Annotated in this window: 24 protein-coding genes; 8 read left to right on the top strand and 16 right to left on the bottom strand. The window is 67.3% G+C overall.

The genetic code is table 11. The annotated features are described in order from the left end of the window. From Q0309_RS15605 to Q0309_RS15575, 7 genes are all read left to right on the top strand, one after another. Nucleotides 1–321, top strand: a 321-nt coding sequence (locus Q0309_RS15605; protein ID WP_299443219.1) for a hypothetical protein, incomplete at its 5' end; no start/stop codon positions are given. Between the two features lie 78 nt (nucleotides 322–399). Beyond that, nucleotides 400–1,395 carry a cyclodeaminase gene (locus Q0309_RS15600; protein ID WP_299443216.1) on the top strand — a complete coding sequence of 332 codons (996 nt, stop codon included), beginning with the start codon at nucleotides 400–402 and terminating at the stop codon, nucleotides 1,393–1,395. Nucleotides 1,396–1,529: 134 nt separating this feature from the next. Continuing rightward, a complete protein-coding gene (doeA, locus tag Q0309_RS15595) occupies nucleotides 1,530–2,714 on the top strand; it encodes an ectoine hydrolase DoeA (protein ID WP_299443213.1) in 1,185 nt (394 codons plus the stop codon). Nucleotides 2,715–2,763: 49 nt separating this feature from the next. Next, nucleotides 2,764–3,819: a N(2)-acetyl-L-2,4-diaminobutanoate deacetylase DoeB gene (gene doeB, locus Q0309_RS15590; RefSeq protein ID WP_299443210.1), complete on the top strand. Its 1,056-nt coding sequence runs from the start codon at nucleotides 2,764–2,766 to the stop codon at nucleotides 3,817–3,819. A gap of 202 nt (nucleotides 3,820–4,021) precedes the next feature. Further along, entirely contained in the window at nucleotides 4,022–7,633 is a 3,612-nt protein-coding gene (locus tag Q0309_RS15585; RefSeq protein ID WP_299443207.1) for an Ig-like domain-containing protein, read from the top strand. A 569-nt stretch (nucleotides 7,634–8,202) separates the two neighbouring features. Beyond that, nucleotides 8,203–10,236 (top strand): methyl-accepting chemotaxis protein, encoded by a 2,034-nt coding sequence (locus Q0309_RS15580; protein WP_299443204.1) that lies wholly within the window; start codon nucleotides 8,203–8,205, stop codon nucleotides 10,234–10,236. 40 nt (nucleotides 10,237–10,276) lie between these two features. Further along, complete coding sequence (locus Q0309_RS15575; RefSeq protein WP_299443201.1) at nucleotides 10,277–11,695, top strand: deoxyribodipyrimidine photo-lyase; 1,419 nt, start codon at nucleotides 10,277–10,279, stop codon at nucleotides 11,693–11,695. Here the strand turns inward: Q0309_RS15575 and Q0309_RS15570 are convergent. From Q0309_RS15570 to Q0309_RS15495, 16 genes are all read right to left on the bottom strand, one after another. Further along, nucleotides 11,692–12,015 (bottom strand): hypothetical protein, encoded by a 324-nt coding sequence (locus tag Q0309_RS15570; protein WP_299443198.1) that lies wholly within the window; start codon nucleotides 12,013–12,015, stop codon nucleotides 11,692–11,694. The genes Q0309_RS15575 and Q0309_RS15570 overlap by 4 nt on opposite strands. 101 nt (nucleotides 12,016–12,116) lie before the next feature. After that, on the bottom strand, nucleotides 12,117–12,395 hold the full coding sequence (locus tag Q0309_RS15565) for a hypothetical protein (RefSeq protein WP_299443195.1): 279 nt from the start codon (nucleotides 12,393–12,395) through the stop codon (nucleotides 12,117–12,119). Between the two features lie 80 nt (nucleotides 12,396–12,475). Then, nucleotides 12,476–13,297 carry a hypothetical protein gene (locus tag Q0309_RS15560; RefSeq protein ID WP_299443192.1) on the bottom strand — a complete coding sequence of 274 codons (822 nt, stop codon included), beginning with the start codon at nucleotides 13,295–13,297 and terminating at the stop codon, nucleotides 12,476–12,478. An 88-nt stretch (nucleotides 13,298–13,385) separates the two neighbouring features. Beyond that, nucleotides 13,386–13,691, bottom strand: a complete 306-nt coding sequence (locus Q0309_RS15555; RefSeq protein ID WP_299443189.1) for a BrnA antitoxin family protein — start codon at nucleotides 13,689–13,691, stop codon at nucleotides 13,386–13,388. Further along, a complete protein-coding gene (locus Q0309_RS15550; protein ID WP_299443186.1) occupies nucleotides 13,657–13,956 on the bottom strand; it encodes a BrnT family toxin in 300 nt (99 codons plus the stop codon). The genes Q0309_RS15555 and Q0309_RS15550 overlap by 35 nt, the downstream gene beginning before the upstream one ends. A 185-nt stretch (nucleotides 13,957–14,141) precedes the next feature. Further along, the gene (locus Q0309_RS15545) at nucleotides 14,142–14,489 is read right to left on the bottom strand and encodes a hypothetical protein (RefSeq protein ID WP_299443184.1); all 348 of its coding nucleotides are present in this window, start codon (nucleotides 14,487–14,489) and stop codon (nucleotides 14,142–14,144) included. Then, nucleotides 14,486–14,770 (bottom strand): DUF6516 family protein, encoded by a 285-nt coding sequence (locus tag Q0309_RS15540; RefSeq protein WP_299443181.1) that lies wholly within the window; start codon nucleotides 14,768–14,770, stop codon nucleotides 14,486–14,488. The genes Q0309_RS15545 and Q0309_RS15540 overlap by 4 nt, the downstream gene beginning before the upstream one ends. A 218-nt stretch (nucleotides 14,771–14,988) precedes the next feature. Next, the gene (locus Q0309_RS15535; RefSeq protein ID WP_299443178.1) at nucleotides 14,989–15,810 is read right to left on the bottom strand and encodes a hypothetical protein; all 822 of its coding nucleotides are present in this window, start codon (nucleotides 15,808–15,810) and stop codon (nucleotides 14,989–14,991) included. Nucleotides 15,811–15,932: 122 nt separating this feature from the next. Beyond that, a complete protein-coding gene (locus tag Q0309_RS15530) occupies nucleotides 15,933–16,181 on the bottom strand; it encodes a DUF2442 domain-containing protein (protein WP_299443175.1) in 249 nt (82 codons plus the stop codon). Beyond that, a complete protein-coding gene (locus Q0309_RS15525) occupies nucleotides 16,165–16,407 on the bottom strand; it encodes a DUF4160 domain-containing protein (protein WP_299443172.1) in 243 nt (80 codons plus the stop codon). The genes Q0309_RS15530 and Q0309_RS15525 overlap by 17 nt, the downstream gene beginning before the upstream one ends. 326 nt (nucleotides 16,408–16,733) lie before the next feature. Beyond that, a complete protein-coding gene (locus tag Q0309_RS15520; protein ID WP_299443169.1) occupies nucleotides 16,734–16,985 on the bottom strand; it encodes a DUF2442 domain-containing protein in 252 nt (83 codons plus the stop codon). A gap of 49 nt (nucleotides 16,986–17,034) precedes the next feature. After that, complete coding sequence (locus Q0309_RS15515; protein WP_299443166.1) at nucleotides 17,035–17,349, bottom strand: HigA family addiction module antitoxin; 315 nt, start codon at nucleotides 17,347–17,349, stop codon at nucleotides 17,035–17,037. Between the two features lie 11 nt (nucleotides 17,350–17,360). Then, nucleotides 17,361–17,645, bottom strand: coding sequence for a type II toxin-antitoxin system RelE/ParE family toxin (locus tag Q0309_RS15510; protein WP_299443163.1), 285 nt, complete (start codon nucleotides 17,643–17,645; stop codon nucleotides 17,361–17,363). 375 nt (nucleotides 17,646–18,020) lie between these two features. Next, the gene (locus tag Q0309_RS15505) at nucleotides 18,021–20,396 is read right to left on the bottom strand and encodes a hypothetical protein (RefSeq protein WP_299443160.1); all 2,376 of its coding nucleotides are present in this window, start codon (nucleotides 20,394–20,396) and stop codon (nucleotides 18,021–18,023) included. A 278-nt stretch (nucleotides 20,397–20,674) separates the two neighbouring features. Then, nucleotides 20,675–20,914, bottom strand: a complete 240-nt coding sequence (locus Q0309_RS15500; RefSeq protein ID WP_299443157.1) for a hypothetical protein — start codon at nucleotides 20,912–20,914, stop codon at nucleotides 20,675–20,677. 858 nt (nucleotides 20,915–21,772) lie between these two features. Continuing rightward, nucleotides 21,773–23,095, bottom strand: a complete 1,323-nt coding sequence (locus Q0309_RS15495) for an RsmB/NOP family class I SAM-dependent RNA methyltransferase (RefSeq protein WP_299443154.1) — start codon at nucleotides 23,093–23,095, stop codon at nucleotides 21,773–21,775. Between the two features lie 154 nt (nucleotides 23,096–23,249). Between Q0309_RS15495 and Q0309_RS18660 the strand changes: the two genes are divergently transcribed. Beyond that, nucleotides 23,250–24,131: a metalloregulator ArsR/SmtB family transcription factor gene (locus Q0309_RS18660; RefSeq protein ID WP_366940640.1), complete on the top strand. Its 882-nt coding sequence runs from the start codon at nucleotides 23,250–23,252 to the stop codon at nucleotides 24,129–24,131. Nucleotides 24,132–24,524 lie beyond the last annotated feature (393 nt).

The raw sequence follows: 24,524 nt of genomic DNA, 5'->3' as shown, positions 1-24,524 counted from the left end.
AAGGCGGAGATTCACGACGTCCGCAGCGGTCTGGCGAGCGAGATCAAGGACACGCACGCCGGCCTGCAGACCGAAATCAAGGACGTTCGGACCGACTTGACGGCGGAGGCTCAAACCATGCGCGCCGAATGGCGGGCGACAGTACCGGCCCTGGCAACCAATGCGGAGGTTCAGGAACTCAGGGCCGAGCTGATCGGCAAGCTGGCCGAAAAGCCCAACCGGGCGTTCATCGTCGGCACCGTGGCCACCATCATTGGTCTGTGCATCGCCTCCGCCGCCGGCACGGTGGCCGGCCTTCAGTACATCCAGCCGCCCGAGTAAGGTGGCGCCATCGTTCTTTCGTCCTGTCGGTCGGACCTTCGATCCGTCCCGGTCTGAAGCTGCTGAGAAGAGCCCGCCATGCCCACCGTCCGCATCGTCACCGAGGCCGACCTGCGTTCCGCCGTGGCGCTCGATCTCGATGCCGTCGCCTGCGTCGAGCAGGCGTTCGCCGCCCTGGCCGGCGGCGGCGTGGTCATGCCGCCGATCCTGCGCCTGGACATCCACGACGCCAACGGCGAGGTGGACGTCAAGACCGCCTATGTGCCCGGCATCGACAGCTTCGCCATCAAGATTAGCCCCGGGTTCTTCGACAATCCCAAGCTCGGCCTGCCCAGCGTCAACGGCCTGATGACCCTGTTCAGCGCCAAGACCGGCCTGCTGGAGGCCGTGCTGCTGGACAACGGCTATCTGACCGACGTGCGCACCGCCGCCGCCGGCGCCGTCGCCGCGAAACACTTGGCCCGCCCGGAGGCCCGCCGCGCCGCCGTGATCGGCGCCGGGGTGCAGGCGCGCCTGCAACTGGAGGCGCTGGCCCTGGTGCGGCCGCTGGAGAGCGCCACCGTCTGGGCGCGCGACGCCGACAAGGCCGCCTTGTGCGCCGCCGAGCAGTCGGTGCGGCTGGGATTTCCGGTGTCGGTGGCGCCGTCCGCCGAGGCCGCCGTCGCCGAGGCCGATGTCGTGGTCCTCACCACGCCCAGCCCCCAACCCCTGTTGATGGCCGACTGGCTGCGGCCGGGCCAGCACGTCACCGCCATGGGCTCGGACGCCGAGCACAAGAACGAGCTGGACCCGGCCGTTCTGGCACGGCCCGACGTCCGCTACGTGGCCGACAGCCTGGCGCAGACGCGGCGGCTGGGGGAACTGCATCACGCCATCGCCGCCGGTTTGGTGGGCGCGGACGACGTCTTCCCCGAACTGGGCGCGGTGGTGACGGGCACCGCGCCGGGCCGCGCCAACGCGGACCAGATCACCGTTGCCGACCTGACGGGCACCGGGGTACAGGACACGGCCATCGCCACGCTGGCACTGGCGCGGGTGACCCAGGCCGGCGCGGGGACCTCTTTTGACTCTTGATCGCCCATGACCTGCGGTGTCAGGTCATGGGGCTCCGCCGCTTCGCGGCGCCGGCCCCAGTCTGAAAAAGCTGGCGTCGCGACGCGAGGCCAGAGCCGCGCCGGGATGCGCCTTTGCCTCGGGAACACCTGTCCATGCAGCATGAAAACGACCTGCGTTTTTCCCTCGCGGAGTACGGTCAGCGCCTGACCAAGACCAGGGCTGCCATGGAGGCCGCCGGGCTCGACCTGCTGATTGTCACCGACCCGTCCAACATGAACTGGCTGACCGGCTATGACGGCTGGTCGTTTTATGTCCATCAGGCCGTCGTGCTGCCCGTCGACGACGATCCGATCTGGTGGGGACGCGGCCAGGACGGCAACGGCGCCCGCCAGACCGTGTGGATGCCCGAGGCGGGCATCCAGACCTACCCTGACCACTACGTGCAGTCGGTGGTCCGTCATCCCATGGAGGTCCTGGCGGCCATCATCACGGATCGCGGCTGGGGCAGCCGCCGAATCGGCGTCGAGATGGACAACTACTATTTCTCGGCCGCTGCCTATCAAACCCTCTTGCGCGAGCTGCCCAACGCGCGCTTTCAGGACGCCACGGCGCTGGTCAACTGGCAGCGCGCGGTCAAGTCGGAGACCGAACTGACCTACATGCGCCGCGCCGCGCGCATCGTCGACGCCATGCACGCCCGCATCCGCGACGTGGTCGAACCGGGAATGCGCAAGTGCGATCTGGTCGCCGAGATCCAGGACGCCGCCCTGCGCGGCACGGCGGAGTTCGGCGGCGACTATGCCGCCATCGTCCCGCTGGTCGCCTCCGGCCCGGAGGCCGCGGCGCCACACCTGACCTGGACGGACAAGCCACTGCGGAAAGGCGAGGGTACTTTCTTCGAAATCGCCGGCTGCTATCACCGCTATCACTGCCCGTTGTCGCGCACGGTCTTCCTGGGTAAGCCCGACCACCGGTTCCTGGACGCCGAAAAGGCGGTGCTGGAGGGCATGGAGGCGGGCCTGGACCAGGCGCTGCCCGGCAACACCTGCGAGGATGTGGCACGGGCCTTCTTCGCCGTCCTGCGCAAGTACGGGATCGAGAAGGACAATCGCGCCGGCTATCCCATCGGTGTCAGCTACCCCCCGGACTGGGGCGAACGGACCATGAGTTTCCGGTCCGGCGACCGCTCGGTCCTGCAGCCGAACATGACGTTCCATTTCATGACCGGCCTGTGGCTCGACACGTGGGGGTTTGAAATTACAGAGAGCTTCGTGATTCGCGAGAAGGCTCCGGAAATCCTGGCCAACACACCGCGTGAACTGGTGGTCAAGCCGTGATATCCAGGGCGGAGAGGGTCAACCCGTCGGCCTTCGGATTCCCCATGGCATGTCTCTGATGTACGAAAAACCGACACCGATCGACCCGACCGTCGATTTCGACGCCGACGGCCGGCAGCATGGATTCCTGCGCCTGCCCTTCAGCCGCGACGACAGCGCCTGGGGCAACCTGATGATTCCCGTTTGTGTGATCAAGAACGGGATCGGCCCGTCCGTGCTGCTGACCGGCGCCAACCACGGCGACGAGTACGAGGGACCGCTGGCCCTTCTGGACCTCGCGCTGCACCTGGACCCGGCCCAGGTCTCCGGGCGCATCATCATGCTGCCATTCCTGAACTACCCGGCCTTCCGGGCGGGCCGGCGCACCTCGCCCATCGACAGCGGCAACCTCAACCGCCTGTTCCCGGGCGCGCCCGACGGAACCGTGACGCAGAAGATCGCGGACTATGTCCAGCGCTACTTGCTGCCCATGAGCGATCTGGTCATGGACATCCACGCCGGCGGCTCGACATTGGACTTCGTGCCGTTCGCCGCCTCGCACGTGCTGCCGGACAAGACGCAGGAGGCCCGCTGCGAGGCCGCCGCCGTCGCCTTCAACGCGCCCTACACGGCAAAGATGCTGGAGATTGATGCCGCCGGCCTGTTCGACACCGCCGCCGAGGAAGCCGGCAAGACGTTCGTCAGCACCGAGCTCCGCGGAGGCGGCACCTCCACCGCCGCCAGTGCCCGAATCGCCCGCAAGGGCGTGCGCAACGTGCTGATCCATGCCGGCGTGCTGGAGGGCGAGCCGGTGATGGAGCCGTCCCTGTCGCTCGACATGCCGTCGATGGACTGCTTCACCTTCGCCGATGTCGACGGAATGCTGGAGATGGGCGTCGATCTGGGCGAGACGGTGCGCGAGGGCGACCTGCTGGCCCGCATCTGGCCGGTGGACCGGACCGGCATCGCGCCGCGCGACTACCGCGCCAAGCTGGACGGGATGCTGATCGGCCGCCACTTCCCGGGCGTGGCCAAGACCGGGGACTGCATCGCCGTATTGGGCGCGATCGGCGGCGACCATACGCCACTGTCGTTCCGCCCCGAGGGCAGCGGCGTCGCCGGCTGACGCGAGCACGCTTGGTCTGATGGCCGATCCGTGTTCCAGCGCGTGCGTTTTTACCTCACATGGGTGATGCGAGGCCCGGTGTGTTCGGCGTACACGGGACCATAGAGGGTGGGACCGGCGCACGAGCCCGGTGTCCTCCCGCGAGACGGCACACTAGGCCCAGCGGACCAGCGCGGCGCCGGCGGATCAGAAGGAGACAACCATGGTCGACTCAACGACGAGCACTCCCACCGACACCACCTCCGGGCCGTCCGATGATGTGACGCCGTCCGGGGTCCAACTCGCGCAGGCCGATCCGGCCGCGCCGCCGGCCCCTGCGCCGGCCCCGGCCGCCGATGCCATCGTCCTGGCGCCGCCGCCGGCGGGCCAGACGGCTGAGGAATTCGTCATTCCCGGCCAGACCTACGCCGTCGACGCCGACCCCGACCGCGTGTCGATCGCCCAGGACGGCGCCAACCTCGTTCTGTCGTTCGAGAATGGCGGCAGCATCGTCCTGTCCGACTTCCTGACCTTCGCCGCGCCGGAGTCCGGCGCCCTGGCGCCGATCCTGACGCTGGCCGACGGCACGGCCATCACCTCTGATCTGCTGATGGCCGACCACGGCATCGATTTCAACGACCTGGCGCCGGCCGCCGGCACGCCGGCCGCCGGTACACCGGGGGCCCCGGCCGCCGACGGCGGCGGCGGCGCCGGCTTCAACCCGTATGACATCGGCGCCATCGGCGAGGGCATCAATCCGCTCGACCTGTTGGGCAACCTGAACTTCCTGTTCGACTTCGTGGCCGAGGACGAACTGGTCGGCGATCTGGATGACGCGCCGGGCGCCGCCACGGGTGGGCCGGCCGCGTTCGATGACGGCCTCGCCGATGACGTCCCCGACGAGGGCGACGATGGTGGCCCCGACGATGGCCCCGGCGATGGCCCCGACGAAGGGGATGACGTCGACCTCGCCGCGCTCTCGGGAGACGCGGTCACCCCCGAAGGCGAGACGACCATCACCGGCAACGTGCTCGACAACGACGTCACTGGCGACAACCCGCCGATCACGGTCACCGCCTTCACCTACACCGACGAGGCCGGTGTCACGCAGGACGGCGTGTTCGGCGTCGAACTCGATACCCAGTACGGCACGCTGGTCGTCAACGCCGACGGCACCTGGACCTACACCTCCGACCCGCGCGAGGACCACGCGGCGGGGGCGGGCCTGCTGGATCCGTTCGACTATACCATCACCGACGCGATCGGCCTGACCGCCTCTGCGACGCAGTTCATCGCCGTCACCGACACCGGCCCGGTGGCGCTGGACGACGCGGCGCAGTCGGTCGTGGAAGGGTCCGAGGATGCCCTGACCGGCAACGTCCTGACCAACGACCTGGCGAGCCAGGACACCCCGAACACGGTCGTTTCCTTCACCTACACGGACGAGGCCGGCGCCAGCCAGACGGCGGCCGCGGGCAGCACGGTGGACACCCAGTACGGCACGCTGACCGTCAACGCCGACGGCTCGTGGACCTACACGGCCGACGCGACCGAGGACCATTCGGAAAGTGACGCGCTGGCCGACGACTTCACCTACACCATCGCCGACGCCGATGGCAGCACCAGCGGCGCCACGCAGGGCATCCTGGTGACCGACGGCGTGCCCGAGGCGGTGGACGACGACCTCGTCTCCGTCACGGCCGGCGCCGATCCGGTCACCGGCAACGTGCGCGACAACGACGATCAAGGGCCGGACGTCGAGGCGGTGGTCGTGTCCTTCACCTACACCGACGCGGACGGCGACGAGCAGACGGCGGACGCCGGCGACACCGTCACCACCGAATACGGCGAGTTGACCGTCGAGAGCGACGGCAGCTGGACCTTCACCCCGGCCGCCGCCGTCAGCGGCACCACGGCCTTCACCTACACGCTGGAAGACACCGACGGCGACCAGTCGATGGCCGAACAGCCGATCCGGGTGACGTTCACCCCGCCGCCGCCGCCGCCCCCGCCGCCGCCGCCGCAGGAGGAGTCCGACATCGTCGTCGACGAGGATGGGCTTGGCGGCGAGACCGAGTACGGTTACTGGCCGCATGACGGCAACCCGGGCGGGCGCGGCGACGACGTCGTGCCGAATACGGATGGCGACGACAACGAGGCCACCGCTAACGGCACCCTGAACGGTGTTGACGCCAATGGGTCAGTGGCGTTCCTGACCGACGGCTTGTTGGCCCTTGGCCTCAATCGGGCCGACGGCGAACCGCTGCAGTGGCAAACGATCAGTGGCGGGGGTGTGCAAGCTTACGTTGGGGGACAACAAGAGGGCGATCAATACAGCTATCAAGAGCCCGTATTGACGATCTGGCCGACCGGCGCGACCGGTGGAGACTACCAGGTCGTCCTCCACCAAGCGCTGGAACACGGCCAGAGTGGTACCGAAGACAACATCAATATCCCAGTGAGTTACACCGTCGACGGCGAACGTGCCGGCACGCTGAACGTATCGGTTGACGACGACACGCCCGTCGCCAAGTCGGTCACCGTCACCAACTGGGGCGGCGAAGCATATTGGCACAACAGCCTCGGCTACTATGTCAAAGATTCAGACGGCGAGCCCGAGGGTGGCAAGGGCACGATCATTTGGGGCAACGCGCCCAGTGCGAACTACGGCGAGTCCTATACAATCGAGGGTTACGCCGCCGATCAGATTGGCTTCTTTGTCATCCCGCGAGGAAACGGGGATAAGGGGAATCCGCAAAACAACTTCGAGCAGGACGACGAGTTGACGTTCAAGGACGGATCTGGCGGAAATGTTGTTGTTACCGTTGGTACTAGAGACTACCGGGTGCTTTTTGACAACGAAGGATATGCAAAGAGTGCCGACGACATTGCCCAGGATACCCCGAATGGTTTCGCGGGCTACATCCCGTCAGACGCCAATGGCGACCGTTTGTATTTTGGCGATGACAAGGGCGATAGCGACTTCGACGACGTCCAGATCACCATCAACAACAACACCGTTGGCCAGGACAAGGTGGATGAGGACGGCATTGAGGGCGGCATTGCGACGGTAACCGCCGCCATTCTGCCTGACAACGTGGACGGCAAAGAGGCCGTGGACTACGGGGCCGACGGGCCGGAGTCGTCTGACGGGCCGATCTACCGAATCGCCGAGGGCATTGACGGTCCGGGTCTTACCAACCTGAAAGGGTTGGGCACCGATGGCGGGTACCACGACATCACCCTGGTGCGTGATCCGAGCGGCATGGTCTTGAACGGCGTCGTCGACACGGGCGCGCCCGACCCGACGCCCATCTTCACCCTGACCTTGAATGGGGACGGGACCTACACATTCGAGCTTGAGGGTGCGGTGGAACATCCGGACTCGGCGTTCCAGGGCGTTGACAGTGAGGCCGAGGACATCAACGAAAACGTCGTTGACCTGCATATCGCCGGCGCCATCGAGACGTACGACGATGATCTCGACCCGGTGGCGCTGGACTTCAGCATCCGGATCGAGGACGACGTGCCGGAGGCGGAGGATGAAATCGTGTCCGAGTTCGATGAGGGCAACACCTTCGTCCTTGCTGTTGACGGCGGGGCTGATGGGATCGCCTCCATCGAAGCCGACGGCGTCGAGGGGCATGGTTCAGTCTCGTTCGACGTGGAGGCCGGGACCATCACCTACACCGCTGGCGAGGGCTATGAAAAGGGCGCAACCTTCAACTACACGGTCACGGACAACGACGGCGACACCGCCACCGCCACGGTGACGATAAACGCGGAGACGGACGATCAGGCGGCGCAACCGCCGAGTGAAGCTCCTATCATGTGATGTGCGATCCAGCCTCCACCTCCTGATCCTGGCCACAGGATCAGGGGGCGGAAAGGCGGGGCCGGGTGCATAGTCAACTAAGCTTGCCGCGCAACGCAAGACGGCGGATGAGGCCACCCCTCATCCGCCGTTTGGCGTATGCGACCGCCGGAGTCGCGGATTGGACTGCCGCCACGGCGTGGAGCCACCAATGCGAACACATCCTGGGCGGACGGACGCGCCACCCGCCCGCGCCTGACGCCCCCGCGCACGTGGTCGCGCAATGCCTTGAAACGGTGCCGAATTCCACCCGCCCGGGCCGTCACGACACCGCCATGCGGCGGGCGCGCATCTCGTTCGCGACAGACGGCGTGCGGTCGAATTCCCCCTTAAATGTCATGTTAACGGACCGGTCCGCACGATAGGCGTCCGCGTAGACAGAGGGCCGTTGCCCGCCCCCGCCGGCACTGCTGCCCCGGTCGGGCCATGGGCGCGTGGCACGGCTCTTCGCTCTGCCGGGAAACGCGCGGGCCGATTGGTCCGAAATCATGGAGCACGCGCCCCCGGGTCGTTATGGAGGTCGCAAGATCATGCGAATGTTCGACAGTGTGCGTGGCCGTGTCGGTCTGGTTCTGGCCGTGTCCTCGGTCGTGATCGCCGTCCTTGTGGCCGTCTATATTGCCCGCTTTTTGCTGATCGACCGAACGTACGAGGCGGCCGAAGACACCGCCATGACGGGCATCGCCCGGTCGGCCGAGATGTTCATGGTCTCGACGCGGGAGTTCTACACGGCCCTTCAGGCGGCCGCGACACCCGAGGTGGAAAGCCAGGTCCGCGCCGACTGGAACCGGACCATCCGCGCCGTCGACGAGGCGGTGATCCATGACTTCGGCGAGGACACGCTGCGCGTGCTCCTGATCGGCGACCTGGACCTGACCGGCCAGCCGCCCATGGGTGGGGCCAGCACGGCGATCGAGCGTCCGTTCGAGCGCGAGGCGTTGCGGCGCATGGTCAACGACGGCGAGTCCATGGTCCGCGCCGAGGAGGACGGTCTGTTGCGCATCGCCGTTCCGCTGACGGCGGACATTCATCCCGGCTGCGCGGCGTGCCACAACCTGGAGGTCGGCTCGCCGGCCATTCTCGGCTCCCTGAATGCCTACGTCCCGCTCGCGGCGCCGTTGGACAAGGCCTGGCGGGAATCGCTCCAGTCCGGCGGCCTGGTGTTCCTGGCCATGGTGCTGGCGGGGATCGCCCTGTACGTCGTCCTGTCCAAGGTGCTCGTGAATCCGCTGGTGGTCATCACCGGGCGGATGCGGCGGGTGGCCGAGGGCGACAGCTCGGTCGACATTCCCTATACCGGCAAGAAGGACGAAATCGGCGCCATGGCCGAGGCCATCCAGGTCTTCAAGGACAACGCCCAGGAAGTGCAGCGCCTGCAAGCGGAACAGTCGACGGAACAGCGCCGCAACGCGCGCCGCATCCAGGCGGAAATGCTGGCCCTGACCAACGCCCTCGACGAGGAGGTCAAGGGCGCCATCGCCCAGGTGCTGTCCCAGACGACCGGAATGCACGAGGCCGCCGTCGCCATGAGCCAGAGCATGGCGGATCTGGATGAGGGCTCCACGGCCGCCGCCGCCGCGTCGCGCGATGCGTCCGGCAACGTCGATGCCGTCGCCGCCGCCTCCGAACAGCTCTCCAACTCCATCGCCGAGATCGGCGGTCAGGTGTCCAACGCCGCCGACGTCGCCCGCCGCGCCGCCGAGGAAGCGGCGTCGACCACCGAGCGGATCAACGGGCTGGTCGAGGCCGCCGACAAGATCGGCGAGGTGGTCAACCTGATCAGCGACATCGCCAAGCAGACCAACCTGCTGGCGCTGAACGCGACGATCGAGGCGGCGCGCGCCGGCGAGGCGGGCAAGGGTTTCGCCGTCGTGGCCAACGAGGTCAAAACCCTGGCCAACCAGACCGCCAAGGCCACCGAGAACATCGCCGACCAGATCGGCGGGATGCAATCGGCCACCCACCAGGCCGTGGAGGCGATCCAGGGCATCACGCACGTCATCGAACAGCTCAACGAGATCGCCACCGCCATCTCCGCCGCGGTCGAGGAACAGACGGCGGCCACCGGCGAGATCAGCCACAACGCCCAGCTCGCCGCCCGCAGCACGCAACACTCGTCGGACAACATCGGCAAGGTCTCGGCCAGCAGCGAAACCAGCAGCCACCATGCCGGAACCGTTCGCGAGTCCGCCGATCAGGTGCGCAGCCACGTGGAGGCCATGCGCGCCGCCCTGGAACGCATCATCCGCTCGACCGCCGACGAGGACCGCGAGGCCAACCGTCTGCGCACGATCAACGTGGCGGTCACCCTGACGTTCCCGGGCGGCCAGAGTGAGTCCTGCCTGCTCCAGGACCTGTCGTTCGCCGGGGTCGGCACCCTGAACCGGGCGCTGAAGGACGTCCGCGAGCCATCGTTCCAGGCCTCGGTGCCTGAACTCGGCACCGTGCCGGGCCACATCGTCACCACCACCGACGCCTCCAGCCACATCCGTCTGGAGATCGACGAGAGCGACATGAAGGGCTTCCGGGCGTTCGTCAGCCGGCATGAACGGGGTGTCCGGTGATCGCGTCTCGCGCCTTGGGTCCTGTTTTGGCGACGGCACCGTGACGACCGCGCCCGTCCTGCTGTGGCTGCGCCGCGACCTGCGGCTGACGGATCACCCCGCCCTTGTCGCCGCCTTGGCGGCGGGGCGGCCGGTCGTGCCGGTGTCCATCCTGGACGACACGGGCGAGGACGCCCGTGCCTTGGGCGGGGCCGCGCGCTGGTGGCTGCACGGCTCGCTGACCAGCCTGGCCCGTGATCTGGACGCGCGCGGCTCGGGTCTGATCCTGCGGCGCGGTGGGGCGCGGCGCGTGCTGTCCGATCTGGCGCGCGAGACCGGCGCCGACACCGTGGTCTGGACCCGTCAGCCGGGCCGGGACGAAGCCCCGCTGGCTGAGCACCTGACCGCCCAGGGTGTGACGGTGCGGCGCTACGGCGGCGCCCTGCTGTACGAGCCGGAGGCCGTGCGCACTCGCCAGGGCCAGCCCTTCCGCGTCTTCACCCCGTTCTGGCGTCAGGTCCTGAGCCTCGATCCGCCGCCGCGCCCGGCGCCCGCGCCCGAACACATCCCCGCGCCGGACGTCTGGCCAAACAGCGACGCGCTGGAGGACTGGGGCCTGTTGCCCACCCGGCCGGACTGGGCCGGCGGTCTGCGCGCCACCTGGGTCCCCGGCGAGGCGGCGGCGGTGGCCCTGCTGGAGGCCTTCGTGGACGGGGCGATCGGCCACTACGACGCGCGCCGCGACCAGTTGGGCGCGGAGGCCACGTCGATGCTGTCGCCCCACCTGCGTTTCGGCGAGATCGGGCCGCGCCGGATCTGGCACGCCGTGCGTGACCGCGCGGCGTCGGCCGGGGCCGAGACGTTCCTGCGCGAACTGGGCTGGCGCGAGTTCTGCCACCACCTGCTGCACCAGCATCCGGCCCTGCACGAGATCCCGCTGCAGGACCGCTTCGCCGCGTTTCCGTGGCGGGACGACGCCGACCACCTGGCCGCTTGGCAGGGTGGGCGCACGGGATACCCGGTGGTGGACGCGGCCATGCGCCAGTTGTGGCAAACGGGGTGGATGCACAACCGTGCGCGCATGATCACCGCCTCGTTCCTGGTCAAGGACCTGCGCCTCGACTGGCGCGCGGGCGAGCGCTGGTTCTGGGATACCCTGGTGGACGCCTGCCCGGCCAACAACCCGGGGTCGTGGCAGTGGGTGGCGGGCTGCGGCGCCGACGCCGCGCCTTACTTCCGGGTGTTCAACCCGGTGCTCCAGGGCGAAAAGTTCGACCCGGAGGGCGCTTTCGTCCGGCGCTGGGTGCCGGAACTGGCCCGGCTGCCCACCCGCTGGATTCATGCGCCGTGGCGGGCACCGGCCGAGGCGCTGGACCAGGCCGGTGTCGCCCTGGGCGACACCTACCCTCGCCCCCTCGTCGACCACGCCGAGGCACGCAAGGCGGCGCTGGAGGCGTTCCGGGCGACGGGTGCGGATTAGTCCTCCGGCCAAACAGTGCGCACCAGCCGGTGGCGCGGGCCGACCAGACCATAGGCGTCGCGCAGCACGCGCTCGGCCTCGGCCGTGGTCGCCTCGGTCAGGGTGTGCGTGCCGCCGCCGGGGAAGTGCAGCGTGGTGCCCTCCAGGCGGTAGCCGGCCTGGAACCGCTGACCGCAGGCGTCCTGAAAGACCGGCGTACGCCCCTCTGTCTTCAACGGCAGGTCCTGCGGCCGGGGGCAGTCGGCGCCCGAGGCCGGCGCGACGCCCAGCGGCGCCACGAAGGTCAAGGCCAGCATCGTGGCCGGAACGGTGGAGCGCATGAGGCGTCTCCTCTGTCTGATGGCGATGCCCAACAGATGATGGGTCACGCTCGTCATGACAATGTGCCGGACACGCGTGCGCCCCGACGCGGGCCTTTCGCTCAGTGCGTGTGTTTCAGTCGATCCTTCAACCGATGCAGCTCCTCGGGGCTCAGACCCTTCACGACGTCCTCAGCGCTGAACCGCTTCAGCACATCCTCCGGATCAAGACCCTTCAGACGGTCCTCCGGGGCCAGCCCCTCGATCAATCGCCGGCGCTCGTCGGGCGTCAGGTCGTTCAGCAACGCCGCCCGTTCTTCGCGCAGGAAGTCTTCCATCGTGTAGGCCATGTCCGGGTCCTCCAACTGGTACACCCGATAGCGAACATCAACGGGCGGCATGGGGCAAGCGGTCCAGCGAAGGCAAAACGCGAGGCTGCAACAGGACAAGCCAGCACCGCAACCCAGCTAGGCAGCAGCCGTCAGTGCATCCGGTCCAGGCGGTCCTTCAGGCGGCGCAGTTCGTCGGGGCCAAACCCCCGCAACACGTCATCAGGGCTCAGACCCTTCAGACGGTCCTCCGGTGACAGCCCCTCGATCAATCGCTGGCGCTCCTCGGGCGTCAGATCGTCCAGCAGCGCCGCCCGTTCCTCGCGCAGGAAGTCTTCCATCGTGTAGGCCATGTCCGGGTCCTCCAACTGGTACGCCTGATGCAGCGCCCGAAGCAGCGCCATCGCGCTTCGTCGACGCGCCCGGTATCCCATCACCCCGTCACGAAGGCGATCCTGCTCGGCGCTGAACAGTTCCCAGGGCGCGTTCCGGGGATGCCGCGCGATCCTGCGCAGCACCACAAGACGGATATGGCGCGCGCCCCACGGAACGTCAAACACCCCTTCCGGCCCGGCCGGCTTCAGGGTCACCTCTCGCGCCAGCCCCTCCGGAAAGCGCGTCGCCACCGCGAACAGCCCGAACGCCGCCTCCGGGATCAGCGCATCCTTCGGGCTCGTCAGCTTGCGATACGAAACATAGTGCCCGATCAGTTCATCCAAAGTCCACGCCGTCAGCGCCTCGTGCTGGGACTTGTAGGTCAGCAGATTGTGCGCCCGCAGACCATCCAGGCCGTCCGGCAGACCCTCCGGCACCGCCGGGGCCTCCCCCGGCCCCTCGATGATCGCCACGTCCAGAAGCTGGCTCTTGAGCGCCAGTTCCTTCTCCAGCTCAACCCGCCACGACGTGTCCGCGAACAGGTCGGTCAGGGCGATGCCGAACAGGCGGTGCCAGCGGCGGATGTCAACGGGCGGCATGGGGCAAACGGTCCAACGGAGGGCACAGGACCACGCTGCAACACGTCATCCCCATCCCGCAAGAGCCGGACACAGCGCCCGACGCGGGCTACCCGTGCTCGCGCACCCATTCCCGCAGGGCCGCGTTCATCCGCCCGCGCCATCCGGGACCCGTGGCCCGGAACGCCGCCACAATGTCCGTGTCGATCCCCAGCACCACCGGAGTACGCCGCGACCCCGCACGCCCGGCCCGCCCGGCCAGGTCCGCTTCCACGGCGGCCCGCATCTCTGCCTCGGATGCTGGACGGTCGTCCTCGTCCGCGCCATCCCAGACAAAGTCGTCCTCGGCGGGCAACCGTGCCACCGCCGCCCGGACCGCCTCAAGGGTCATGGTGTTCGCTGTCGAGCCAGACACGATACATCTCCCGTTCCACGACGCTCGCCCGGCGAAAGCTGATGATCCGAGCTGTCCCATCGCGCGGGACATGAACCACCGTCAGAACCGCCATCACGCCCAGAGCATACGCCAGGGATTGAACCCGCTGTTCCCCGCCTCGGACCACCGGGACATCCAGCCGATAGCGCGAGTCCAGAACGACCACCGCATCGGCAAAGTCCAGACCATGTTTGGCCAGGTTGAGCCGACGTTTGCTCTCGTCCCATGTCAGGCGCGATGCCATGAGGAGAGGATAGGGCGGCCGAACGCGGGCGGCAAGCGCAGCGCAGGGCGGGGCCGCGCCGCCCGCGCACCGCCGCACCCCAAGAAAAAGGGCGAGGCCCAAAGGCCGCGCCGAGGGGTGGCGTTCGCCGATGGTTTTCCGCATCAGGCGGAGTGCCGCGTCGCCGCGACTCCGCCCGACGCGGGCTACAGCACCAGCCGGGCCTCGACCTCGGCGAAGGGGGCGATGACCCGATCCCCGGCGCGTTCCAGTAGCCCCATCCGGGCCAGGGTCTCGACGTCGCCGTCCACGGAGACCACGTCGCGGTGCAGGTCATCCGCCAGACCGCGCACCGTCGCCTCCGCGTGGCGCCGCGCGGCGCGCAGCAGATCAATGCGGCCGGGTGTCAGGGTCTCCAGAAGCGCCTCCAGGTCCGGCACGGTCACATGGGTCTCGCGGACCGCCTCGCCCCGCGCCGCCCGCTCCCAAGCCGAAACGAACCGCCGCCCCATGTCCTCCGGAGTTCCGACATGCACGTTGATCCGGTCCGTCATGTCTCGCCTCGCGCCCGTCGCACGTCGTCCAGAAAGTCAGCGACCAGGGCCGACACCGTCGTGAAACGGTAGGGCACCTCCTGGCCGTCCCGGTGGCAATGGTCGCCCTTGCCCCGTTCGTTATCATACCCCACCACCCGACGCCCCGGATAGCCATAGAAAAGGCTGTACTTCAGGTCGTGCCCGCTGCCCGGCACGGCCACCGGCACGCGCCAGATCTTCATTTCAAGAATGGCCCCGTCGGGATACCGGAACCGGTCGTGAAAGAGCAGGTCAGCCATAGCGGAAACCATGCCCCATCGTCGGTCCACCGTCGATGCCCCAACGGCAATCGCCCCGGACAGGCCGCCACCAAGCGGAAACCGCCACCCGGCGGCAGGCGCCCCCAAAGAAAAAAGGCGAGGCCCGAAGGCCCCGCCGAGGTTGGCTTTCGCCGATGGTTTTCCGCATCAGGCGGAGTGCGGCTCCGCCGCGACTCCGCCTACCGCGGGCCTTTCGCTCAGTGCATCCGGTCCAGGCGGTCCTTCAGCCGACGCAGTTCGTCGGGGCTCAGGCCCTTTACCACGTCATCCGCGCTGTACCGCCTAAGGACATCCTCCGGGGCCAGCCCCTCGATCAATCGCTGGCGCTCCTCGGGCGTCAGGTCGTTCAGCAACGCCGCACGCTCTTCCCGCAGGAAGTCTTCCATCGTGTACGCCATGTCCGGGTCCTCCAACTGGTACGCCTGATACAGCGCCCGCAGCAGCGCCATCGCGCTTCGTCGACGCGCCCGGTATCCCATCACCCCGTCGCGAAGCCGGTCCTGCTCGGCGCTGAACAGCTCCCAGGGCGCGTTCCGGGGATGCCGCGCGATCCTGCGCAGCACCACAAGACGGATATGGCGCGCGCCCCACGGAACGTCAAACACCCCTTCCGGCCCGGCCGGCTTCAGGGTCACCTCTCGCGCCAGCCCCTCCGGAAAGCGCGTCGCCACCGCGAACAGCCCGAACGCCGCCTCCGGGATCAGCGCATCCTTCGGGCTCGTCAGCTTGCGATACGAAACATAGTGCCCGATCAGTTCATCCAAAGTCCACGCCGTCAGCGCCTCGTGCTGGGACTTGTAGGTCAGCAGATTGTGCGCCCGCAGACCATCCAGGCCGTCCGGCAGACCCTCCGGCACCGCCGGGGCCTCCCCCGGCCCCTCGATGATCGCCACGTCCAGAAGCTGGCTCTTGAGCGCCAGTTCCTTCTCCAGCTCAACCCGCCACGACGTGTCCGCGAACAGGTCGGTCAGGGCGATGCCGAACAGGCGGTGCCAGCGGCGGATGTCAACGGGCGGCATGGGGCAAACGGTCCAACGGAGGGCAAAGGACCACGCTGCAACACGTCATCCCCACCCCGCAAGAGCCGAGACCAGCGCCCGAAGGCCCCGCCCAGGTTGGCTTTCGCCGATGGTTTTCCGCATCAGGCGGCCTTGTGAGCGCGGGTGGTCTGGTCTCCGCGCCCGGCCAGGATGCCGTCGACCGAAATGTCTTCGTCGAGCGCCTCCCAGTGCATCCCGCGCCGACTCAATGCGTAGTCCTCGCGCTGTGCGGGCGAGGCGTGAAGCAGGCGCGGGAACCAGGCCAGGGGCACCCCGATGGTGCGGCCGTCGCTCAGATCAACCCACATGTTGTCGTCGTCGAAACGGACCGCTTCAGGCGAAATGCTCATGCCATGCCCTTTCCAAACGGGTTCGGTGTTGCTCGACCAACTTTTGGACCCGGTTCAGCGCTCGGGCATCCAAGCCCTCATTGTAGGCCAGACAGACATTCGGCTGTAGCCAGAATTTGGCTTCGTTCCGTCCCTGCCGGACATGGATGTGCGGTGGCTCCCGGGGATGACCCTCGTCACTGTAGAAAAAGAACCGATAGCCATCGACACGCAGAGCCGTTGGCATCGGGTGTCCTCCCTGTCCTTCAGGTCATGCCCGCTGCCCGGGACGGGGACCGGGACGCGCCAGATCTTCATGTCAAGACTGGCCCCGTCGGGATACCGGAATCGGTTGTGGAACAGCAGATGGGCCGTCATGCCCGCCACCATGCCCGACCCCGGTGCCGCCGTCGATAAAAACAACGCCTTAGGGCGGGTTCGCGCCGCAGGCGCACCCCGCCACCCGGCGGCAGGCGCCCGACGAAAAAAGGCGAGGCCCGAAGGCCCCGCCCAGTTTGGCTTTCGCCGATGGTTTTCCGCATCAGGCGGAGTGCGGCGTCGCCGCGAATCCGCCTACGCGGGCTCCAACGGAACAGAGCGGTCGTACAACGTTTCCGGGGCGATATCGATGTTCCCCGGCCACACGACCGTCCCGTAGTCAACTCGCGCACCAAAGAAAGAGCCCGACTCCTTCAGGCGCGAGAAGGGTTTCTTGTCCAAAAGCGGCGCCATATTAAAGACGCGCACCTCGCCATTCTCGAATTCCAACTCCAACCGATAATCCGCTTTGACGGCAACCGCGACCACATCGAGCAATTCATTCATGGCCGACCTCTATTGCAAAGGGGCAATACGGAAAGGCTCTTCGCCAGGGTCACACATGCGACCCAGGTGCGGGCGGCGACCGATCTTCCAGACGGGGAAGCGCCGCGATCTCGGCCCCGACTTCGCCTTCCGCGCGGCGCAGCTCGAAAAGCTGCTGAAGGTTCATCCAGAAGGCCGGCGCGATCCCGAACCAGTGACCCAGGCGCAAGGCGGTGTCGGCGGTGATGCTCGTCTGACCGTCGATGAGTCCGGTCACGCGATGAACCGGCACGTCGATCTCGCGGGCCAGGTCCGCAGTCGACATCCCGAGAACACGCAACTCCTCAGCGAGGTGCTTTCCAGGGTGAATAGGTGTGCGCACCATGTGTCTCCTGATCAGTGGTAGTCAACGATCTCCACGTTAACGGGACCGGGCGATTCGTCGGGCCACTCGAAACAAACCCGCCATTGATCGTTGATCCGGATCGAGAACTGTCCGGCGCGATCCCCTTTCAACGCCTCCAGCCGGTTTCCAGGCAATGCCCTCAAGTCGTTCAATTCGGTCGCCGCGTCCAGACGATCCAGGCGAACCTCGGCCTGACGCGCAAAGCCGGAGAATGCGCGAACATACGCACCCTCCGCGAACGCTGCTGTCCGCTTGTCCCTGTAGCTGACGATCATGAGCTTCCGACTCAAGGGCGGCTGGCGACGGGCGTCAAGAGAAATCGTGCGCGATCAATACTATCACGCCTTTCGGTTTCGCGCCTCGCACACGCCACCACGCACACAAAAAAAGGCGAGGCCCGAAGGCCCCGCCCAAAGTTGGCTTTCGCCGATGGTTTTCCGCATCAGGCGGATTGCGGCTTCGCCGCGAATCCGCCGTACGCGGTAGGGCGGGTTCGCGCCGCAGGCGCAACCCGCCACAAAGCCGAAGGCGCACCCCATGAAAAAAGGCGAGGCCCGAAGGCCCCGCCCAGGTTGGCTTTCGCCGATGGTTTTCCTCAGGTGGCGGAGTGCCGCTTCGCGGCGAATCCGCCCTACGCGGGCTACGCGGGCTTACGCCGTCTGGGAGACGTCGTCAGCGCCCAACACGTAACCGTTCACAACGCCAACCAACGTGGTTTCACCCGCGTCGATCGTGGTGTCGCCAGCTTCGACAACTTCGTAGATGTAGCTGTTCGTTCCATCGTTCAGCACGAAGAAGAACTCCTCCGTGGTGGCAATGTCGAACGCTTCCTCAAGGTAGGCCGCGACATCCGTCGTGTCGGTGAAGTCCGAGATGGTCTCGGAACCGCCGGTCAGAACGGAGGTCGTGGAGGCGTTGATTGTCACGATCTGCGTGGTCAACGTCGTCGGGTCTTCCGCAGCTGCCTGGGCTGCGGTGATGACGTTCTCGCCGTCTTTACCACTGGCTTCTTCGATATCCACGACATCGCCACTGGCGAAACCATCGATCGTAACGACACCCGTCACGGTCGAGATGTCGACAATATCATTGCCACCAGCCGTCAGGGTAACCGTATCGTTGCCGCCGGCACCGTCGATGGTGTCGTTGCCGGAGCCACCCGTGATTTCGTCGGCTGACGCGCTGCCGGTGAAGCCGAGTTTGCCGGTGAACGACGACGCATTCGCGACGATCGAGTTGACGCTGCTGGAGATGGTGAGGCCGAAGCTACCCGAAATGGTCAAGGTCGCCCCGCTCGCGGCGTCGACGGCGGCGACGGTGTTGGTCGTGTCCCCCGTGTCCTCACCCGACGACGTCAGGTTGATGGTCTCGTAAGCGCTGCTGCCGGAGGCATTGCCAAGCTCACCAGCCAAGTCGGCGTCGTCCAGTTCGACGATCAGGATATTGCTGAGATCGTCCGTGACGACAACGGGCGCCAAGTCGGTCGCGTCGACCGTCAGGATGTGGGTAAACGTGTCCTTGTTCTTGGTGGACACGTGCGTGCCGGTAACGTTGTAGACGAAGGTGCTGAAGCCGGCGCTTTCCAGAACCGAAAGATCCTGGTCGACGTCGGCGTCGAACCGGGCCCGCTCGAAATTCGACACGTTCGTCAGCGCGGCCGAGGTAAACGCGGCCGAGGCGGCGATCGTATCGGTACCGTCACCACCATCGGCGGTGTCGTTGGTGGTCAGGTTGCCGCCGAAGATGACGGTGTCATTGCCCGCGCCACCGTTCACGGTGTCGTTGCCGGCGCCAGTGGTGAAGGAGTCGTTGCCATCACCACCCGTCAGCGTATCGTTGCCGCCGCTGGTGGTGCCAGTGAAGTCGAGGGCGCCGGTGACGGTCACGGTAATGCCGTCGTTGTTCGCGTCCAGGGCATCGGTCAACGTCAGAGAGCCGGTGCCTGTGGCGGTGACGGTGCTGAGGTCTTCAGCGTTGCCGGCACCATCAAGGAGGGTGGCAACAGTGCTGGTGCCAGTGTTCGTGAACGCCCAGGTTTCGAACTCTTCGGTACCCGTCGACTCACCGACATCCAGATCGTCGATGCTCGCGGAGGTCGTCACGACACTCAGAGTGTCCGAAGAGCCGGACAGCACTGATGACGAGAACTGAACATTGAAGTCCGAGTTCGCGCCAGCACCCTCGTTCAGGCCGACGGTGGCCAATGCCGCAACGCCCGTGACGTCCATGTCCTGGGTGCCTCGATCGTACCAAATCTGAGACACGCCACTCCAACCGCTCGCGTCAATCGCCGTGCCAGAGTTAGTGTTCCGCAGGTAGACCTGCTCGACGCTCGTCAGGTCCACAAGATCAGTTTCCGCGGCCGTGGTCGTCAGGTTCAGGCGATCCGTTCCGCCACCGCCGTTGACAGAGTCGCCGGTGTTGTAGGTGGCATTGGCCGCAATGAAGGTATCGTCGCCCTCGGTGCCGGTCACGGCTTCGACATTATCAGTGAGCGGGATCGTCGAGCCCGGCGTTCCGGTATCGCCCGGCGAACCGCCAGAGTTCGTCGTCGGCGTGATCGTCTGGCCACCCGTCGTCTGCGCGGCGCGGCCCTCGAACTGGCCGTGCAGGATGTAGTGCTGGTAGGCCGAGGCGAAGGTGCCGGCGTCCACGGCATCGGAGACGTCGGAGTTGGCAGCCAGGTAGGCGTCGGCGTCGAAATTGCCCGCCGCCGGGATGGAGCCGTTCGGTGCGCGGCCTTCGGTCAGGCCATACGCCTGGAAGTGCGAGAACGGGTTGATGCCGGCGGCCAGCACGTCGGAGTTGCTGGACAGGTAAGCCGAGGTGTCGAACGTGCTGTTCGGGTCGCGGCGCTCGGCCCAGCCGTGCATGTTGAAGTGGTACTGGGCGATGTCGAAGTTGTCGACGTCGCCGTCGCCGTCCAGGTCGGTGTTGAAGCCGGCGCCGAAGGTGCCGCCGACGATGGCGGTCAGGACGTCGCTGTACTGATTGAGGTAATAGGCCCCATCAAAGGTCGCGGACATGGGATTGCCTCTCTGTCGTTTCAGGGTTCGGTATCATGCCGATCGATCGGCTTCCCTTACCAGGAAAGCCCTTTGAAGCGGCGGGCTGGCCGCTCCCGGGGCGGTCGGTCGCGCGACGGCCCGGGGAGGGGTCAGGAGAGGTCAGCATCGGGCCGATGCGCGGCCGGGTTCGTCCGTATGGTACAGCAGCATCAATACAGGGTGCGTCTTGTCAAGGGGCGCGTCTTTGCAAGGGGGCACTGTCAAGGGCTCCGTCCGCGCGGGGCCACGCGCGGCCGTCAGCCGGTTCCGGCCGTGTCGTGGATCGACACGGCGGGTGAGGCGGGGGCGTTGGTGGCGGCGTTGGCGGCGGCGGCGGCGATCTGGCGGCCCTGGGCCTGCAGCAGGTCGCCGGTCGCCTTGGGCCCCAGGATGGAACTGAGAAAGGCGGCCTGGGTGTTGATCAGGGCATCGACGACATCGGCGGTGGTCAGGGCCTTCGCCTCGGCCGTGGCGGCCAGGGTCGTCAGCGCGGGCATAACGGACTCCCGCGCGAAGGCATCGGAGGCGGGCGTCGAGCCCAGGGACGGTCCGTTCGGACCGGCGTGATCGGACGGCGGTGTGCTGTGGTCGTTTCCGGCGGTCATTCCGGGCCTTTCGTGCGCGGTGACATCCTGTACGGCGCGTTATGCAGTGACTACTACACTTGCCATGCGCAAACAAGGGGGCTGAGATCGCCTGTCGGGTTCCGATGGCCGGCGGTCCGGTCGTGTTGCGGCAAGGCCGCAGTCGGTGACTCCGCTGGTCGGGTTGTATAGTAACAGCCACACCCGGGGCGTCAAGGGCTTTCGTGGCGGGCGATGCGGCGGGTTGCGGCCGTCGCGGCCACCCGGTGCGTCGTCGGCGGCGTCGCCGCCTCCAGACGCACCCTACGACGGCTGCGAACAGGACCATGACTCGTCATTGCGAACCCTCGTCGTAAGACCAAGCGACGGAAATCGTGACACGTATTTCCGGACCGTCGGCACGCCACCTTGGGAGATCCCTCGCGTCCTGACGGACGCTTCGGGATGACGGATAAGTTTATAAAAAACAAAAACATACGTCATCCCGAGCGAGCGACAGCGAGCCGAGGGATCTCCCGCCTCGGCACCGCGCCCGGCGAATGGGGACGAGTCATTCCTATCGTCGCCCGGTATAAGACAAGGTTGAAGCAATCCAGGGCGTAAAACGCAGATATCCGCCCTGGATTGCCCCAGTTTTGGTTTTTGGGCTTCGCTCCTCGCAATGACGAGCAAGAGTAAAGTTGTGTGAATCAGATAGCCGACGGGGGGAGGAACCGGCCAACGCCAACCGAACCGGAACGAATCAAGCGGACTTCGTATGACAGGTCTGCGTTAGGCTGGCGCGCGGGCCATGACGGCGACGAAGAACCCATCCGTATCGTGCGCTGTCGGCGACAGGCGTAGGGCCGTCGCGCCCTCCGGCGCCGGGCACGGCCCGGTCACGGTGCCCGCCTGCCGCGCCTCGGCCCAGGCGTCGGTCACCGGCACGGGGGTGAACGCGGCCCCCGCCGTGCCGCCAAGAAACGCCGCCACGCGCTCCTCGTTCTCGGCGCGCAGGAGCGAACAGGTCACATAAACCAGCCGTCCCCCCGGCTTGACCAGCCGCGCGGCGCGGGCCAGGATGGCGTCCTGCTCACCCGTCAGCCGCGACAGGTCCTCCGACACCAGCCGCCAGCGCGCGTCCGGATTGCGCCGCCAGGCCCCGGTGCCGGTGCAGGGCGCGTCCACCAGAACGCGGTCGAACCCGCCGGCTTGGCGCTTCAGCCACTTGCGGGACGACTCGTCGAGCGCGCGCAGGACGGCGTTGTGCACCCCCGCCCGGCGCAGCCGCACCCGCGCCCGGTCCAGCCGCGTCGCCGAGACGTCGCAGGCCAGCAGGCGGCCGGTGTTCCCCATGGCGCCGGCCAGGGCCAGCGTCTTGCCGCCGGCGCCGGCGCAGAAGTCGCACACCGCCAGGCCCGGCGCGGCGCCGACCAGGGCGGCGGCCACCTGCGAGCCGACGTCCTGCACCTCGACCAGCCCGTCGCGGAACGCCGCCGTCGCCGCCAGCGCCACACGCCCCCGCACGCGCAGCGCCAGCGCCGCCAACGGCCCGTCCTCGGCGACAATCCCGGCCTCGGCCAGCGCCGCGCGGGCGCCGTCGCGATCGGCCTTGAGGGCGTTGGCGCGCAGGTCGAGCGGCGCCTCGCCGTTCAGGGCGGCGACCACTGCGCGCCAGTCCTCCCCCAGGCTGTCCGCCAGCAGCGGCGCCAGCCACTCGGGCAGCTCCAGCCGCGCCGCCTCGGGCATCTCGGGGGGTTCCAGCGGTTGCCCGAACAGGCGCCGTGCCAGCGCCCGCTCGTCGTCCGTCAGCGGCGCGGGATCGTGGCCCTTGCCGGTGAACAGCGCTTTCAGCGCCGCGGCATCAAGGCCGTCGGTCAACACCAGATCGGCGATCAGGCGCTCGCGCGGGGTCCCCTCCCCCGTCCACCAGCCCAGGCGGGCGTGCCGGCGCAGCACGCCATAGACCCGCTCGGTCACCGCGCGCCGATCGCCGCCGCCCATGTAGCGCCGCCCGCGCAGATACGCCTGCACCACGGCGTCGGCGGGACGGGGCGAGGCGGCGATCTCGCCCAGCAGATCGAGGGCGGCATGAAGACGGGATCCGGGAGTCATCGTGAACCTGGCCAGAGCGAACGGGGTCCCCGGTCTACCCCACCCGCGCGGCTTCGGCCAGCCGTTCGGGGCGAGGGTCTGGTCCGGCGCTGTCCTTTCGATATATATCGAAATAACTCGTGACGCCCGCCCTCATTTCGATTATATTCGAAACATGAAACCGAACCTGATCGCAGACCTCATGGCCGCCCTGGCCGCCGAACCCCGCGTCCGCGCCGTGCAGGCGATGGTCCTGGCCGGCAGCAAGGGCGTCCCCGCCGGAGATTTGGCGGCGCTGTGCGGCGTGTCGCCGTCCACCATGTCGTTTCATCTCAGCCAGTTGCGCGAGGCGGGACTGGTGGAGAGCCGGCGGGAGGGGCGGACGCTGCACTACATCGCCAACCTCATCGCACTGGAGGCCCTGGGCCAAAACGTGACGAGGGGGTTTTGCCCAGCCATCGCGACCGGCGGCGCGCCACAGGACATCGCCACCCTGCCCGGAGGCTTCAGTATGACGAGCAACGATGTGACCCCGAAAAACGTTCTGTTCCTGTGTACCGGCAACTCGGCCCGCAGCCAGATCGCCGAGGCGATCCTGAACCACGAGGGCCAGGGCCGGTTCCGCGCCTATTCCGCCGGCTCCTTCCCGAAGGACGCGGTGCATCCCCGCGCCCTCGCCGTGCTCAAGAGGGACGGGTATCCGGTAGAGGGCCTGCGGCCGAAAAGCTGGGACGAATTCGCCGGCCCGGATGCGCCGCACATGGATTTCGTCTTCACGGTCTGCGATGACGCCGCCGGCGAGACGTGCCCGATCTGGCCCGGCCAGCCCATGACCGCCCACTGGGGGGTGCCCGATCCGGCGGCGTTCGAGGGCAGCGAGGCGGCAACGGCGGCCGTGTTCAACGACGCCATACGGATGCTCTACAACCGGATCGCGATCTTCGTCAGCCTGCCGCTCTCATCGCTCGACCGCCTGAGCCTGAAAAAGCGGGTCGATGCCATCGGCGCCATGGCTCGGGACCCCGCCGTCACCACCACCCCGGACGTGCCGGCCTGACGCCACCCGGCCAGCGCGCAAGGCGGGAGAAGCCCGCCGCCCCGCGCCGTTTACGCGGCGCGGGGCGGGCCGCGTTGTCGACCAATATCAAATTAGTACAAAACGCTTTTTCGGATTTTTGCGCACCGGGTGCGCTTTTTCTATTGCGCTCGAGGACCGGCGTCGTTACATTAAAGACATCGACGTTGGGCGTCGAAACGGCTCACACCCAGAAAGGGAGGACGCGGTCATGTTGCGCTTCCTTGTTTTTTTCCGGTACGCCATGGCGTTCCACGGACCCCGTGTGGATGACCATGTCGCTGAAGAGATGAAGGCGTTCGAACAACGCCTCGCCAAAGTGGTTCCGGCGGTGTCCGGAACACCGAAAGCGGCCGTGTAAACAGGAGGAACGGG

It is taken from the genome of uncultured Rhodospira sp. (genome assembly GCF_937138205.1).
In the GTDB taxonomy this organism is placed as follows: Bacteria; Pseudomonadota; Alphaproteobacteria; order Rhodospirillales; family Rhodospirillaceae; genus Rhodospira.
Note: the sequence above shows the minus strand (reverse complement) of the source record. Positions and strands in the feature narration are given on the sequence as shown.